Here is a 14,013-nt window from a genome sequence, read left to right as displayed (position 1 = left end):
CTGAGGGAACACCCCGCCCCAAGGACCGTGCACATCCGGTGCGGACGGGAGCGGGGGCCGCCGCCGTGGGGACGGTGCTGGCGGTGGACGGCCTGGTCCACCTGTACTGGGCCACCGGCCGGACCTGGCCGGCCTCCGACACCGCCCGGCTCTCCCAGCTGGTGCTCAACCTCCAGGTGCCCTTCACCCCGCAGGTGCTGGTCCCGCTCGCCGGGGTGCTGTTGTCCGGGGCGGCGCTGGTGCTGGCCCACGGCGGACGGCTGCCGGCCCTGGCCCGCCGGCTGCCCCCGGTGCTGCCGCGCCTGGCGACCGGGGTGGTGGCGGGCGGCCTGCTGGCCCGGGGTGCGGTCGGGCTGGTGTGGGCGACGGGAGCGGGCGCCGACCCGGGGGACACCTTCTACTGGCTCAACCTGCTGCTCTACACCCCGCTCTGCCTGGTGCTGGGCCGCACGGCGTGGCGGCTGTCCGCCGCACCGGCACCCGCACCCGCACCCGCACCCGCTGCACAGTAGGCAGCCGGGCCCCAGCAGTCGCCTGGTCCCCTTCAGTCGCCCGGGCACAGGGAAGCACCCGGGCACAGGACGTCGGCCAGGCGCAGGAAGTCGGCCGGTCCGACTTCCTGCGCTCAGGCACCCGGCCGCCGGGCCTCCACCTCGATCTCGATCCGCATCCGCGGGTCGGCGAGGCCGCAGACCATCATGGTGGCGGCCGGGCGGACGTCGCCGAAGCAGCGGCGCAGCACGGGCCAGCAGGGCTCGAAGTCCGCACGCTCCGGCAGCAGGTAGCGCACCCGCACCACGTCGGCGAAGCCGCAGCCGGCCTCGGCCAGCGCGGCCCCGATGGTGCGCAGGCACTGCTCGGCCTGCTCCACCACGTCGTCGGAGATGGTCATGGTGGCGTAGTCGAAGCCGGTCGTCCCGGACACGTGCACCCGGTCGCCGTCAACGACGGCACGGGCGTAGCCGATCCGTTCCTCGAAGGTCGAACCGCCGAGGATCGCGCGTCGCTCTGTCATGCGCCGCACGCTAGGCGGGCGACACCGATACGTCCAATACTCCGGAGGCCTTCTCCTGATATCCCTGGGCGTATGGAGCGCCCCGAGATCCCCCTCCCCCAGCTGCACGCCTTCGTCGTCCTCGCCGAGGAGCTGCACTTCGGCCACGCGGCCGCCCGGCTCGGCGTCGCCCAGCCGCCGCTGAGCCAGCAGATCCGGCGGCTGGAGGAGAAGGTGGGCCATCCGCTGTTCACCCGCGAGCCGGGGCGGGTGGCGCTCACCCCGGTCGGCCGGGAGCTGCTGCCCGCGGCCAGGGCGGCCCTCACCGGCCTGGCCGACGGCCTGGCGGCGGCCCGCGCCGTCGGCACCGGCGAGGCCGGCCGGCCGGCTGCGGATCGGGTTCTCCGCCTCGCTGGCCCTGACCGTCCTGCCCGGCCTGCTGCACACCTTCCGGCAACGCTTCCCTGCCGTGGAGCTGGACATCCGCGAGATGACCACCGCACCGCAGCTCGCCGCGCTGCGCGAGGGCGCCGTCGACGTCGGCCTGCTGCGCGAACCGCCCGCCGCCGAGCCGGGGCTGGACTTCCGGACGGTGCTCAGCGAGCCCTTCGTCGCCGTGCTGCCGAAGGCCCACCCGCTGGCCGCCCGGCGCACCCTGCCGGTCGGGGAACTGGCGGACTCGCCGTTCGTCCTGCTGCCCCGGGAGGTCGGCCCGCAGCTGTACGACCGGATCACCGGCCTGTGCACCGCGGCCGGATTCACCCCGCGGATCGTCCAGCACGCGGTGGAGTGGCAGACGGTCTGCGCGCTCGTCGGGGCCGGGCTCGGCGTCTCGCTGGCGCCGGCGAGCATCCGGCGCATCCGCCTCCGGGGCGTCGCCTTCCGCGGGATCTCCCCGGCCGGCGCCCGCACCCGCGTCGCGGTGGCCTGGCGCGGCGCCGACCGCAACCCCCTGGTCGCCCAGTTGCTGACCGCCGTCACCCAGGACCGGCCGACCGCGTCCTGACGCTCCCGCCCGGGCCCGGAGGAGGGAGGAGCCGCTCCCCCGATCGAGGGAGGTCCGCCGCGGACCGCCCGACCATACTGACGGCACGTGATCAGCCGGGACACGGCCGCCGCCGCGCCGCCGCCACCGCCGATCAGCGCCCGCCGGCGTGCAGGTCAGCACGCGGCCACCGACCTCCCGATTCCCTTCGGCGACCCCTCAGGAGCACGTTCGTGCGTAAGCAAACCACTGGTCTCGCCCCCGCGCCCCGGCCACGGACCACCCGAACCGGCCCGACCGGGCGGCGCGCGGCCCGGTCCGTCGCGGCCGCGCTGGCCGTCGCCGCCGTCACCGCGGGGGTCCTCGCACCGCCCGCCGCCACCGCGGCCCCCGGGCCGGACACGATCCAACGGGGCCTGAACGCCCTGGTGCGCACCGACGGCCTGCCCGCCGCGCTGGCGAGCGTCAGGAGCCCGGACGGCCGCACCCGCAGCTACACCGCGGGCGTCGGCGACGTGGCCACCGGCGCGAAGGTCCCGGTCGACGGGCAGATCAGGATCGGCAGCAACACCAAGACCTTCACCGCGGTCGTCGTCCTGCAGCTGGTCGCCGAGGGGAGGATCGGCCTCGACACCGACGTCGACACCTACCTGCCGGGCGTGGTCCGCGGCGAGGGCATCGACGGGCGCGGCATCACCGTCCGCCGGCTCCTCCAGCACACCAGCGGGCTGCCGGACTACGAGCAGGACCTCGACGAGCCCGGCCTCCGACACCGCTACTACGAACCCCGCGAGCTCCTCGACATCGCCCTCCGGCACAAGGCCGACCGCGCGCCCGGCCAGGCGTTCGGCTACAGCAGCACCAACTACCTGCTGGCCGGCCTGATCGTCCAGCGGGTCACCGGCCGGCCCCTCGCCGAGGAGATCGACCGGCGCGTCGTCCAGCGCCTCGGGCTGCGCCACACGTCCTTCCCCGCCCCCGGCGACCGCACCATCCGGGAACCCCACCCGCACGGCTACCGCAAGGACCCGGCCGGCGGCCCGCTGCAGGACTTCACCGAGATGGACCCCTCGGCCGGCTGGGCGGCGGGCCAGATGATCTCCACCAACTCCGACCTCAACCGGTTCTTCACCGCACTCCTCAAGGGTGACCTGCTGGCCCGGCCGCAGCTCGACCAGATGCTCACCACCGTCGACATCCCGGGCACCGGGGCCAGGGCAGGGCTGGGGATCATCAGCCGGCCGCTGACCTGCGGCGGCGTCTACTGGGGCCACGGCGGCGACATCCCGGGCTACGAGACCCGGGGCGGGGTCACCGAGGACGGCCGCGCCGTGAACGTCGCGGTGACCATGGTCCCGCCCTACGACGCGGTCACCCCCCACGTCGAGTCCGTCGTCGACCGGGCCCTCTGCGGCTGACGCACCGTCCGGGCCCGGCGCACCACGCGCCGGGCCCCACGGCCACCCTCACGACTTCCCGTTCCCCGCCCCCTCAGCCCGCCAGCCCCGGCACCACCAGACCGGACTCGTACGCGATCACCACCGCGTGGGTCCGGTTCTGCGCGCCCAGCTTCATCAGCACGTTCCCGACGTGCGTCTTCACCGTCTCCACGCGCACCGCGAGGGACTCCGCGATCTCCGGGTTGGACAGCCCGGTGGCCATCGCCCGCAGCACCTCCTCCTCCCGCCCCGTCAGAGCCGCGGACGGCAGCGCCTCGGCCGAGGCCAGCGGGCGGGCGGTGACCATCCGGCCCAGCGCCGCCGGGAAGAGGACCGCCTCCCCGGCCGCCACCACCCGCACCGCCTCCGCGATCTGCCGGACCGGCAGCCGCTTGAGCACGAACCCGCTGGCGCCGGCGCTGAGCGCCGCGGTGACGTAGCCGTCGTTCTCGAAGGTGGTGATCACCACGACCTTCGGCGGCTCGACCGATCCGGCCAGCAGCTCCCGGGTCGCGTCGATCCCGTTGCGGCGCGGCATCCGCACGTCCATCAGGACGACGTCCGGCCGCAGCAGCCGGGCCCGCTCGACGGCCTCCACCCCGTCCGCGGCCTCCCCGACCACCGCGATCCCCGGCTGCGCGGCGAGCAGGGTGCGCAGACCGCTGCGGGTCACCTCGTCGTCGTCCGCGATCAGGAGGGTGACGGGCGCGCCGGACGGCCCGGCCTGCGCGGCCGGGCCGTCCGGGGAGTCCGGGGAGTCCGGGGCCTCTGTGGAGCCCGGGAGGCCCGGAGCCTCCCGGGTGCCGGAGCCGGTCACGCCGCCCCCCGCACCGGCAGCCGGACCGCCAGCCGCCAGACCAGGGGCCCCTGCTGCGGCCCCTGCGGGCCCGCCTCGATCTCGCCGTTCAGCAGCCGCACCCGCTCGGCCAGCCCGGGCAGTCCGTGCCCGGACGTCGGGAAGGCCCCGCGCGGCGCACCCGCCCCGGTCGGGTTGACGACCGTCAGCTCCAGGGCGTCCGGCCCGACCGCCACCCCGACCCGGATCGGGCCGCCCGACCCGTGCCGCAGGGCGTTCGTCAGGCCCTCCTGCAGGATCCGGTAGGCCGCCCGGGAGAGCGTGCCCCGGACGTGGTCCAGGGCGCCGGACAGCTCGGGCTCGACCACCGCCCCCGCGTGCCGCAGCCGCTCCAGCAGATCGGGCAGGTCGGCCAGGGTCCGGGGCGGCGCCGTGCCGGCCTCCTCCTCGCGCAGCACGCCCAGCACGTAGTCCAGGTCCTCCAGTGCGGCCCGGGCCGACTCCTCGATGCTGCGCAGCGCGGCCCGCGCCGCCACCGGGTCGGCCGCGAGCACCTCGCCGGCCACCGCCGCCTGGATCGTCGCAGCCGTCAGCGTGTGGCCGATCGAGTCGTGCAGCTCGTGGGCGAGCCGGTTGCGCTCGGCCAGCCGCGACTCCCGCTCGGCCGCCAGCGCCAGCCGCTCGGCGGGCGAGGGCCCCAGCAGCCGCGGCGCCGCCCCGCGCAGGGCGGCCGTCGCGGCGGCGCACACGGCCGCCGCGAGCAGGACGCAGCCGAGCGCCAGCAGCCAGCTCCAGACGCCCGTCACCCGGAGCGTCCGTCCGAACAGGCTGAACCGTGCCTCCGTGCCGAGCCATCCGCCCGGCGCGGCCACCGCCAGGGCGAGCAGCAGGCCGGTCGCCAGCGCCGCCGCCCACCCCACGGCCGTGTGCAGCACCAGCCAGGCCGGCGTCCGCCAGCGGCCCCCGCCGGGCGGTGCGACCGGGGCCGTCCCGACGCCCGGCGGGCCGGCGGCCCCGCGGCGGCCCACCGGATCCGGCAGCGGCACCCGCAGCATCCGGCGGGCGAGCCGGGTCAGCACCCGCCTCGTCGCGGGAGCCAGTCCGAGCAGGCCGAGCAGCACCGCCCAGACGAACAGGACCAGCACGGCCTGCACCGCGTACGGGGCGGACCGCCACGCCGCCGCCGGTGCGAGGGCGAAGGGCAGCAGCGGCACGCTCGCCGCCGCGCCGCAGAAGGCGAACAGAACGCCCGAGTACGTGGAGCCGCTCAGCAGCGGCCGGATTCCCCTGATCATGATCGTCAGTATGGTCAGGCGCCCCGCCCGCCACCTCCCCCGATCGGGGGAGGGCCACCACCGCCCCCGGGCGGGCGGCGGAGCGCCTCAGCCCCGCAGCTCCCGCCGGATCACCAACCGCAGCCCCGACCACACCGCGTCGATCGCGCACACCTTGTTGTCCACCAGCCCGGTGGGCAGCGCGGCCTCCCGCACCCCGTCCCCGTCGAGGTCGCTCACCACCCCCGAGGACTTCTTCGGCCAGGCCACCCAGAGCCCGGCCGCCGGCCGCATCAGCGCCCGCAGGTCGGCGAGCCCGGCCCGGTAGGCGGCGCGCCCGGCCGGGAACCACACGCAGACGTCGAACGGCCCCTCCGTCACCAGGCTGACGCCCGGGGGCAGTTCGGGCACGGTGAAGCCGTCCGGCGCACCGGCGAGCAGCAGCTCGTCGCCCGCCCGGATGCCGAGCTTGCGCGCCAGTGGCGTCCCCTGCTCACCGGCCACCGCTCCGCCTCCCTGCTCCGGAGATCCGGGCTGCGCCGGGCCCTCAGGCGTCCAGCTCGGCGAGGAAGTCCAGCGCGACGGCCCAGGCCCGCTCGGCGGCCTCGGCATCGTAGTCGGCGAGGTCCTGGTCGGTGAACAGGTGCCCGGCGCCCCGGTAGCGGTGCACCTCGACGTCGGCCCCGGCCCGGCGCATGTTCAGGTACCAGGCGTTCAGCCAGTCCTCGGTCTCGAACGGGTCGGGCTCGGCGACGTGCAGCTGCACCGGGATCTCGGTGGCGGCGTCCTCGCGCAGGTCGGAGGTGCCGTGCAGGAGCAGCAGGCCGCGGGCCTTCTCGTCGGCGAGGGCGAGGTTCTGGGCGAGCGAGCCGCCGAGCGAGAACCCGGCGTACACCAGGCCGCCGTCGGAGTGCGGCGCCGCCGCGACGACGGCCCGCCGGAGCAGCTCCTCGCTGCCGCCGAGCTCGTCCTGGTGGGCGATCCCGGCCTCGATGTCGTCGAAGGTCCGCCCGTCGTAGAGGTCCGGGGTGTGGACGGTGTGCCCGGCCGCCCGCAGCCGGTCGGCGGCGGCGTGCACGGCGGGACGCAGCCCGAGGGCGGAGTGGAAGAGGACGATCTGGGCCACGGCGGGGTCCTTCGACGGCTGGGGGCGGGTACTCCTCCATGATCTCCCATGGACGGGCCGGACTCCTCCCGGCCCGAACGGCATCCGGACCGCACCCGGACCGCGCCCGAACCGCACCCGCCCGATCCCGCCCGATCCCGCCCCCGGGCCGGATCCGGCCGATCCGCGACGGACCGTCAGGCCGTCGATTTACCAACGCTTTACCAACCGGTAGCCTTCGGCCGTGAACGATCTTGTCGATGCCATGACCCCCGCCCGCCCCGGCCGCCGCCGGCTGCTGAAGGCCGGGGCACTGGTCGCGGGCGGTGCCGCCCTCCCGCTGGCCCTCACCACCCCCGCCGAGGCCGCCGGGGCCACGCCGGCCGCCCCGGCCCCGGCCCCCGCCACTGCCACCGGGTCAGACCCCGCGGCCCCCGCCCCGCGCTTCCTGCACGGCATAGCCTCCGGCGACCCCCTCCCCGACGGCGTCCTGCTCTGGACGAGGGTGACCCCCGCCCCCGAGGCCGTCCCCGGCTCCGGCCTCGGCCCCGACACCGAGGTCCGCTGGGAGCTGGCCGCCGACCAGGCCTTCACCCGCGTCACCGCCGGCGGCACGGTGACCGCCACCGCCGCCGCCGACCACACCGTCAAGGCCGACGTCCGCGGACTGGCCCCCGACACCACCTACTGGTACCGCTTCACCGCGGGCGCCACCGTCTCCCCCGTCGGCCGCACCCGCACCACCCCGGCCACCGACGCCACCCCCGCCCGGGTCCGCTTCGGCGTCGCCTCCTGCTCCAACTGGGAGGCGGGCTACTTCTCCGCCTACCGCCACCTCGCCGCCCGCGGCGACCTGGACGCCCTGCTCTTCCTCGGCGACTACGTCTACGAGTACCGGACGGGCGAGTACTGCGCCCGCGGCACGGTCGTGCGCCCGCACTCCCCCGCCCACGAGATCGTCACCCTGGCCGACTACCGCACCCGCCACGGCCAGTACAAGACCGACGAGGACCTCCGCTCCCTGCACGCGAGGATCCCCGTCATCGCGATCTGGGACGACCACGAGTTCGCCAACGACGCCTGGTCCGGCGGCGCCGAGAACCACACCCCGGGCACCGAGGGCGACTGGGCGGCCCGGATGGCCGCCGCCAAGCAGGCCTACTTCGAGTGGATGCCGGTGCGCCCGTCCGTCGCCGGGACGACGTACCGCCGGCTGCGCTACGGCCGGCTGGCCGACCTGCACCTGCTGGACCAGCGCTCGTTCCGCTCCCAGCAGGTCAAGGTGGGCGACGGCGCCGTCGACGCGGCCGACCGCACGATCACCGGCCGCGCCCAGATGGACTGGCTGAAGGCCGGGCTCGCCGCGTCCGACACCACCTGGCGGCTGGTCGGCAACGAGGTGATGATCTCCCCCGTCGCCTTCCTCTCGCTCCCGGACTACCTGCTGCGCCCGCTGGCGAAGCTGCTCGGCCTGCCCGGCGAGGGCGTGGCCGTCAACACCGACCAGTGGGACGGCTACACCCACGACCGCCGCGAGCTGCTCGGCCACCTCCGGGCGAACGGCATCACCAACACCGTCTTCCTGACCGGCGACATCCACTCCGCCTGGGCCGCCGACGTCCCGAACGAGGCCGCCACGTATCCGCTGTCCGGCAGCGTGGCCACCGAGTTCGTGGTCACCTCGACGACCTCGGACAACATCGACGACACCCTGAAGGTCGCGCCGCACACCGTCTCGCTGGCGGCGGCCACCGCGCTCAGGACGGCCAACCCGCACATCAAGTGGGTCGACCTCGACTCGCACGGCTACGGCGTCCTGGACGTCACGCCCGAGCGGGCCCAGATGGACTACTACGTCCTCTCCGACCGCACCCGCAAGGACGCCACCAGCAACTGGGTCCGTTCCTACCGCACCCGCAGCGGCACCCAGCGGATCGAACGCGTCGACGCCCCGGTCGGCTGACACCCCGGTCGGCTGACGCCCCACCGGCCCCCGTCGGCCCGCGCCCACCGGCCCCGGGCCCGCCGCACCCCGGCGGGCCCGGACGGCCCCGACCCGACGAGGCACTCCCAGAAGCGTGTCCGACGATCCCCGGGACACCTCCCTAGGACACCACGTCCTTGCGCGCGAACCCCCGGAACGCCAGCGCCAGCAGCACCACCGCGTACGAGAGCGACAGCGAGACCCCCTGCACCATCCCGCCCCACTCCAGCTGCGGCTGCAGCGCGTCCGCCCAGGCGTACTGCCAGTGCGCGGGCAGCCACTCCCGCAGGTCCCCGAGCGCCGTGACGGCGTCCAGCACCCCGGTGATGATCGAGGCGAACACCGCCCCGCCGACGGCCCCGAGCGGGGCGTCCGTCGCGGTGGACAGCCAGAACGCCAGCGCCGCGATCACGATCTCGCTGAGGAAGACGAAGGCCGCCGCGAGGGCCAGCCGGGGCAACGCCTCGCCGGCCGACAGGCTCGCCCCGGTGGGCAGCCTGAGGTCCCCCCAGCCGTACGCGGCGGTGCCGACGAGCAGCCCGATCAGGGGCAGCAGGGCCACCGCGACCGCCGAGAACGCCAGCCCGACCGCGAACTTGCGGGCCAACAGCCTGGCCCGGGGCACCGGCGCGGCCAGCAGGTAGCGCAGCGAGGACCAGCTGGCCTCCGAGGCGACGGTGTCGCCGCAGAACAGCGCGACCGGGATGACCAGCATGAACCCGGTGCCCACGAACAGCATGGTGGCCGCGAAGTTGGGGCCCGAGGCGGTGGCCAGGTCGATGAAGGTGGTCCGGTCCGGGCGGCTCGGGGTGCCGCCGATCTGGAACGCGGCGAGGATGACCAGCGGCATCGCCGCCAGCACCGCGCCGATCACCAGCGTGCGGCGCCGCCGCAGCTGGCGCATGGCCTCCACCCGCAGCGGCAGCGTCCGGCCCGCCCGGTAGCCCTCGGCGTGGTCCGCCGACACGGTGTGCTCCGCCTGCGCGACGTCGCTCACGCCGCACCTCCGATCAACGACAGGAACGCGTCCTCGAGCCGGCGCTGCGGCCCCGCACTCTCCACCGGCACGCCCAGGCGCACCAGTTCGGCCAGCAGCTCGCTGGCCGCCAGCCCGTCCAGGCGCACCAGCAGCCCGCCCTCGACGGCCTCCGCCGAACCGACCCCGGCCAGCGCGCCGACCTTCTCGACGACCGACTCCGGGTCGTACGGGGCGGGCACGCCGATCAGCAGCAGCTCGCCGGCGCCGACGATCTCGCCGACCGCACCGGTGGTGACCAGTCGGCCGCGGTCCATCACGACCAGGTCGGTGCAGCTCTGCTCGACCTCGGCGAGCAGGTGGCTGGAGACGATGACGGTGCGCCCGGCCGCCGCGTACCGGATCATCACCTCGCGCATCTCGCGGATCTGCGGCGGGTCGAGCCCGTTGGTCGGCTCGTCCAGGATCAGCAGGTCCGGCATGCCGAGCATCGCCTGCGCGATCGCGAGCCGCTGCCGCATGCCCTGCGAGTAGGTCCGCACGGCGCGGTCGAGCGCCTCGCCGAGCCCGGCGATCGCCAGCGCCTCGTCGAGGTGGGCGTCCTGCTCCGGCCGCCCGGTGGCCTGCCAGTACAGCCGCAGGTTGGCCCGGCCGGTGAGGTGCGGCAGGAACCCGGCCCCCTCGACGAACGCGCCGACCCGGGAGAGCACCGGAGCGCCGGGGCGCACCAGGTGGCCGAAGATCCGGATCTCGCCCGCGTCGGGCCGGATCAGGCCCATCAGCATGCGCAGCGTGGTGGTCTTGCCGGCACCGTTGGGCCCGAGCAGGCCGAGCACCTGCCCCTGCTCGACGCGGAAGCCCAGCTCCTTGACGGCATAGCGGTCCTGGGAGCCCTTGTAGCGCTTGCTGAGGCCGCTGATCTGCAGCGGCACCGCGGCGAGCGCCGGGTCGTACGCCGGCCCGGCGCCCGGCGTCCGGCGGCGCCGCAGCCGGGGCAGCAGGACCAGGGCGAGGGCCACCGCGACGCCGACCAGCGGCAGCACCCAGGTGCGCGCGGGCAGCGGCGCGGCCTCGGTGACGAGCTGCTCGACGGTCGGCGCGGCGAGCGCCCCGGCGGGCGCGACCCGGTAGGTGGCCGGTTCGACGGGCGAGGCGTACGCGAGGTCGGTGGCGGCGACGACCAGCCGCAGCCGGTGCCCGGCCGGGAAGGTGTGGTCGACGGCAGGCAGCGCGACGGTGACGGTGCGGCCCGCGTCGGCGCCGGTGACCCGCAGCGGGGCGGCCAGCTGTTGGGGCAGCACGGCCTTGCCGTCCGGTCCGACGTCGTACAGCTTGGCGAAGAGCACCGCGTCGGGCCGGTCGGCCTGTACCCGCAGCGGCACGGTGGGCTGCCCGGTCAGGTGCAGCGGGCGGTCCAGCGGCGCGGAGTCGAAGGCGGCGTTCTGGCCGGGGAAGTCGAGCGCCAGCCCGGCTCCGAGCGAGGCGGCCTGGCTGAGCGCGCCGATCCCGGGCACGGTGGAGATCCCGGGCGGGGCGCCGCCGGGCGGGTTCGCGAAGGTCCGCTCGCCGTCGCCGCCACCGCCGGTGAGCTCGACGGACCGGCTGCCCGTGCCGCCCAGTCCGGGGTAGCGGTCGGCGCTGGCGCCGCGCAGCACGGCCTGGAAGCCGGTGGAGTCGACGCCGCCGGTGCGGGTGACCCGGAACGCCGGGCCGGTGTCGTTGCCGCGGCCGCGCAGGTAGTGGTCGAACCAGGCGGTCACCCGGTCGTCGACCCGGGCGCTGGTGTCGGTGCCGCCGTCGTGCCCGCCCGCGAACCAGTCCACCGAGACGGGCGCGCCGTTGGCGGCGACCGCCCGGGCGATCCGGTCGCCTTGGTCGAGCGGGAACAGCGAGTCCTGCTGCCCCTGGACGACCAGCGTGGGCGCCTTGAGCTGCCCGGCCACCGAGGACGGACTGGAGCGTTCCAGCAGGGCGACGGCCTCCGGGTCCGCGTGCCCGGCGGTGGCGACCCGGTCGTACATCTGGCACAGGGTGTCCAGGAACCGGCCGCAGCCGACCTCGGCGTCCTGGGACGGGCCGGCCTGCGGGGCACCGCCCGGCTGCGCCGCCGTCCCGCCGCCGCGCAGGGCGCCGCCCGAGGGTCCGAGGTCGCCGGCCGCGCCGGTGGTGAAGAAGATCCCGGCCCAGAGCTTCTTGAAGACGCCGTCCACCGCGCCGGATCCCTCGACGCCCTGCGGGAACAGCGCGTCGGCCAGGTTCCACCAGGTGATCTGGGTGGCGACGGCGTCGATCCGGTGGTCGTAGGCGGAGGCGAGCAGGGCGACGCCGCCGCCGTAGGAGGCTCCGGTGATGCCGACCCTCGGGTCGCCGGGCGCGTCGAGCTGCACCTCGGGCCGCTGGGCCAGCCAGTCCACCAGGTGCTTGACGTCCTCGACCTCGCGGTCGGGCGCGTTGAGGCCGATCTTGCCGCCGGAGCGTCCGAAGCCGCGCGCCGACCAGGTCAGCACCGCGTAGCCCTGCCGGGCCAGCTGCTGGGCGCGCTCCCGCTCGCCCTCCTTGGAGCCGCCGAAGCCGTGCGCGAGCAGCACGGCCGGCCTGGGGCCGGTGCCGGTGGTGAAGAAAGAGGTGTCCAGCTGGACCTGCCGGTCGCTGCCGGGGGTCTCGGGCATGCTCAGGAACCGGTCCTCCTGTTGGACCGCCTGCTCACCGCCGGACGCCACCGCGGCCGTACCGGCCCCGACCACCGCCACCAGGGCGACCGCACCGGCCACCAGTCTGCGCCGTACCGTCGTACCCCGGCCGCGCCACCGGCGCCACGCCCCACCGAACTCCATAGGGGCTGATCGTATCCGCCGCAGGGGTAGGCGTCCGATAAAGCCGGCCGCCCCGCCCGCCGGGGCCGCCCTCCGACTCCGCCCCGCACCGCCCGGAAAGCCGCGTTCCCCGTGCCCGGACCGGGCACGGGGAACCGTCTGACGGCCCTCCGGGGGGAGGCGGCTACAGCACCCGGGTCATCGTCCGGTGCGGGATCCCGCCGTCCTGGTACACCGGCCCCTCCGCCGCGTACCCGAGCCGCTCGTAGAACCCGAGCGCCTGCACCTGCGCGTGCAGCTCCACCTCACGGGCGCCGCGGGCCAGTGCGGCCGCCTCGATCGCCCGCACCAGGTCCGCGCCGAGCCCGGTCCCCCGGGCCGCCGCGACGACGGCGAGCCGCCCGAGCAGCACCCGCCCCTCGACGCCGCCGGTGAGCTTCAGGGCCTGCTCGCCGTGGATCAGCCGCGCCGTCCCCAGCGGGGTGCCGTCGGCGCCGACGGCCAGCAGGTGCTCCGAGGTGGGGTCGAGGTCGTCCCACTCCTCGTCCTCGGGGATCCCCTGTTCGACGATGAACACCGCGCGCCGGACACCGTGCACCAGCGCGAGGTCCGCCTCGCCCTCGGCGACCCGGACGGTCACCGCCATGTCAGCTCTCCGCCGAGATGATGTCGAGCGCCTTCCGCAGGTCGGCCGGGTACTCGCTCTTGAACTCGACCCACTGCCCGTCCGCCGGGTGCTCGAAGCCGAGCGAGACGGCGTGCAGCCACTGCCGGGTCAGCCCGAGGCGCTTGGCGAGCGTCGGGTCGGCGCCGTAGGTCAGGTCGCCCACGCAGGGGTGGCGCAGCGCGGACATGTGCACCCGGATCTGGTGGGTGCGGCCGGTCTCCAGCTTGATGTCGAGCAGCGAGGCCGCGCGGTACGCCTCGATGAGGTCGTAGTGGGTGATGGAGGCCTTGCCGTCGCGGGTGACGGCCCACTTCCAGTCGGAGCTGGGGTGGCGCCCGATCGGCGCGTCCACGGTGCCGCTCATCGGGTCCGGGTGCCCCTGGACGAGCGTGTGGTAGCGCTTCTCGGTGATCCGGTCGTGGAACTGCCGCTTGAGGTCGGTGTACGCGCGCTCGGACTTGGCGACGACCATCAGGCCCGAGGTGCCGACGTCGAGCCGGTGCACGATGCCCTGGCGCTCGGCCGCGCCGGAGGTGGAGATCCGGTAGCCGGCGGCGGCCAGACCGCCGATGACGGTGGTGCCGGTCCAGCCGGGGCTGGGGTGCGCGGCGACGCCGACCGGCTTGTCGACGAGCACGATGTCCTCGTCGTCGTGGACGATCCGCATGCCCTCGACGGGCTCGGCGACGATCTGCACCGGGGCGGCGGGGGCGGGGATCTCGACCTCCAGCCAGGAGCCGGCGGTCACCCGGTCCGACTTGCCGGCCACGGCGCCGTCGAGCGTCACCTTGCCGTCGGCGGCCAGCTCGGCGGCCTTCGTCCGGGAGAAGCCGAACATCCGGGCGAGGGCGGCGTCGAGGCGCTCGCCCTCCAGGCCGTCGGGTACGGGGAGGCTGCGGATCTGCGCTGCGGTACTCACCCGTACGAGTATGCCGGAAACCCGGGCCGCCCCCGTCCGCCGAGCTCCGCCCGCCCCTGGC

General features: G+C 75.7%; 12 protein-coding genes and 1 pseudogene. 4 read left to right on the top strand and 9 right to left on the bottom strand.

Going from position 1 to position 14,013, the window contains the following annotated elements:
• Positions 1–38: 38 nt before the first annotated feature.
• On the top strand, positions 39–512 hold the full coding sequence (locus ACFYUY_RS06425; protein ID WP_387898442.1) for a DUF3995 domain-containing protein: 474 nt from the start codon (positions 39–41) through the stop codon (positions 510–512).
• A gap of 113 nt (positions 513–625) precedes the next feature.
• On the opposite strand, the gene ACFYUY_RS06420 is transcribed toward ACFYUY_RS06425, so the two are convergent.
• Positions 626–1,015, bottom strand: coding sequence for a RidA family protein (locus ACFYUY_RS06420; protein WP_387898439.1), 390 nt, complete (start codon positions 1,013–1,015; stop codon positions 626–628).
• A gap of 72 nt (positions 1,016–1,087) precedes the next feature.
• On the opposite strand from ACFYUY_RS06420, the pseudogene ACFYUY_RS06415 reads away from it, so the two are divergent.
• Together ACFYUY_RS06415 and ACFYUY_RS06410 are read left to right on the top strand one after the other, a co-directional pair.
• Positions 1,088–2,000: pseudogene (locus ACFYUY_RS06415) on the top strand (LysR substrate-binding domain-containing protein).
• 311 nt (positions 2,001–2,311) lie between these two features.
• Positions 2,312–3,397: a serine hydrolase domain-containing protein gene (locus tag ACFYUY_RS06410; protein WP_387898686.1), complete on the top strand. Its 1,086-nt coding sequence runs from the start codon at positions 2,312–2,314 to the stop codon at positions 3,395–3,397.
• 73 nt (positions 3,398–3,470) lie between these two features.
• Here ACFYUY_RS06410 and ACFYUY_RS06405 read toward each other — a convergent pair whose 3' ends face one another.
• The 4 genes from ACFYUY_RS06405 to ACFYUY_RS06390 all read right to left on the bottom strand — a co-directional run bounded on the left by ACFYUY_RS06405 (position 3,471) and on the right by ACFYUY_RS06390 (position 6,614).
• Entirely contained in the window at positions 3,471–4,112 is a 642-nt protein-coding gene (locus ACFYUY_RS06405; protein ID WP_360207665.1) for a response regulator transcription factor, read from the bottom strand.
• A gap of 119 nt (positions 4,113–4,231) precedes the next feature.
• On the bottom strand, positions 4,232–5,509 hold the full coding sequence (locus ACFYUY_RS06400; RefSeq protein WP_387898436.1) for a sensor histidine kinase: 1,278 nt from the start codon (positions 5,507–5,509) through the stop codon (positions 4,232–4,234).
• Between the two features lie 87 nt (positions 5,510–5,596).
• Positions 5,597–5,992: a DUF3052 domain-containing protein gene (locus tag ACFYUY_RS06395; RefSeq protein ID WP_360207299.1), complete on the bottom strand. Its 396-nt coding sequence runs from the start codon at positions 5,990–5,992 to the stop codon at positions 5,597–5,599.
• A 43-nt stretch (positions 5,993–6,035) separates the two neighbouring features.
• Entirely contained in the window at positions 6,036–6,614 is a 579-nt protein-coding gene (locus ACFYUY_RS06390) for a dienelactone hydrolase family protein (protein WP_360207302.1), read from the bottom strand.
• 244 nt (positions 6,615–6,858) lie between these two features.
• On the opposite strand from ACFYUY_RS06390, the gene ACFYUY_RS06385 reads away from it, so the two are divergent.
• Complete coding sequence (locus ACFYUY_RS06385) at positions 6,859–8,556, top strand: alkaline phosphatase D family protein (RefSeq protein WP_387898683.1); 1,698 nt, start codon at positions 6,859–6,861, stop codon at positions 8,554–8,556.
• A 142-nt stretch (positions 8,557–8,698) separates the two neighbouring features.
• On the opposite strand, the gene ACFYUY_RS06380 is transcribed toward ACFYUY_RS06385, so the two are convergent.
• From ACFYUY_RS06380 to ACFYUY_RS06365, 4 genes are all read right to left on the bottom strand, one after another.
• Positions 8,699–9,574, bottom strand: coding sequence for an ABC transporter permease (locus tag ACFYUY_RS06380; protein ID WP_387898432.1), 876 nt, complete (start codon positions 9,572–9,574; stop codon positions 8,699–8,701).
• Positions 9,571–12,387 (bottom strand): alpha/beta fold hydrolase, encoded by a 2,817-nt coding sequence (locus ACFYUY_RS06375; RefSeq protein ID WP_387898429.1) that lies wholly within the window; start codon positions 12,385–12,387, stop codon positions 9,571–9,573. The genes ACFYUY_RS06380 and ACFYUY_RS06375 overlap by 4 nt, the downstream gene beginning before the upstream one ends.
• A gap of 163 nt (positions 12,388–12,550) precedes the next feature.
• Complete coding sequence (locus tag ACFYUY_RS06370; protein ID WP_360207306.1) at positions 12,551–13,012, bottom strand: GNAT family N-acetyltransferase; 462 nt, start codon at positions 13,010–13,012, stop codon at positions 12,551–12,553.
• Between the two features lies 1 nt (position 13,013).
• Positions 13,014–13,952, bottom strand: a complete 939-nt coding sequence (locus ACFYUY_RS06365; RefSeq protein ID WP_360207309.1) for an RluA family pseudouridine synthase — start codon at positions 13,950–13,952, stop codon at positions 13,014–13,016.
• Between the last annotated feature and the right edge of the window lie 61 nt (positions 13,953–14,013).

This window comes from Kitasatospora sp. NPDC004745 (assembly GCF_042873275.1).
GTDB lineage: Bacteria > Actinomycetota > Actinomycetes > Streptomycetales > Streptomycetaceae > Kitasatospora.
Note: the sequence above shows the minus strand (reverse complement) of the source record. Positions and strands in the feature narration are given on the sequence as shown.

Excerpts from the sequence above, each read along its gene's own strand:
- ACFYUY_RS06400 (WP_387898436.1), bottom strand. The coding sequence starts at position 5,509 with ATGATCAGGGGAATCCGGCCGCTGCTGAGCGGCTCCACGTACTCGGGC.
- ACFYUY_RS06385 (WP_387898683.1), top strand. The coding sequence starts at position 6,859 with ATGACCCCCGCCCGCCCCGGCCGCCGCCGGCTGCTGAAGGCCGGGGCA.
- ACFYUY_RS06420 (WP_387898439.1), bottom strand. The coding sequence starts at position 1,015 with ATGACAGAGCGACGCGCGATCCTCGGCGGTTCGACCTTCGAGGAACGG.
- ACFYUY_RS06370 (WP_360207306.1), bottom strand. The coding sequence starts at position 13,012 with ATGGCGGTGACCGTCCGGGTCGCCGAGGGCGAGGCGGACCTCGCGCTG.
- ACFYUY_RS06375 (WP_387898429.1), bottom strand. The coding sequence starts at position 12,387 with ATGGAGTTCGGTGGGGCGTGGCGCCGGTGGCGCGGCCGGGGTACGACG.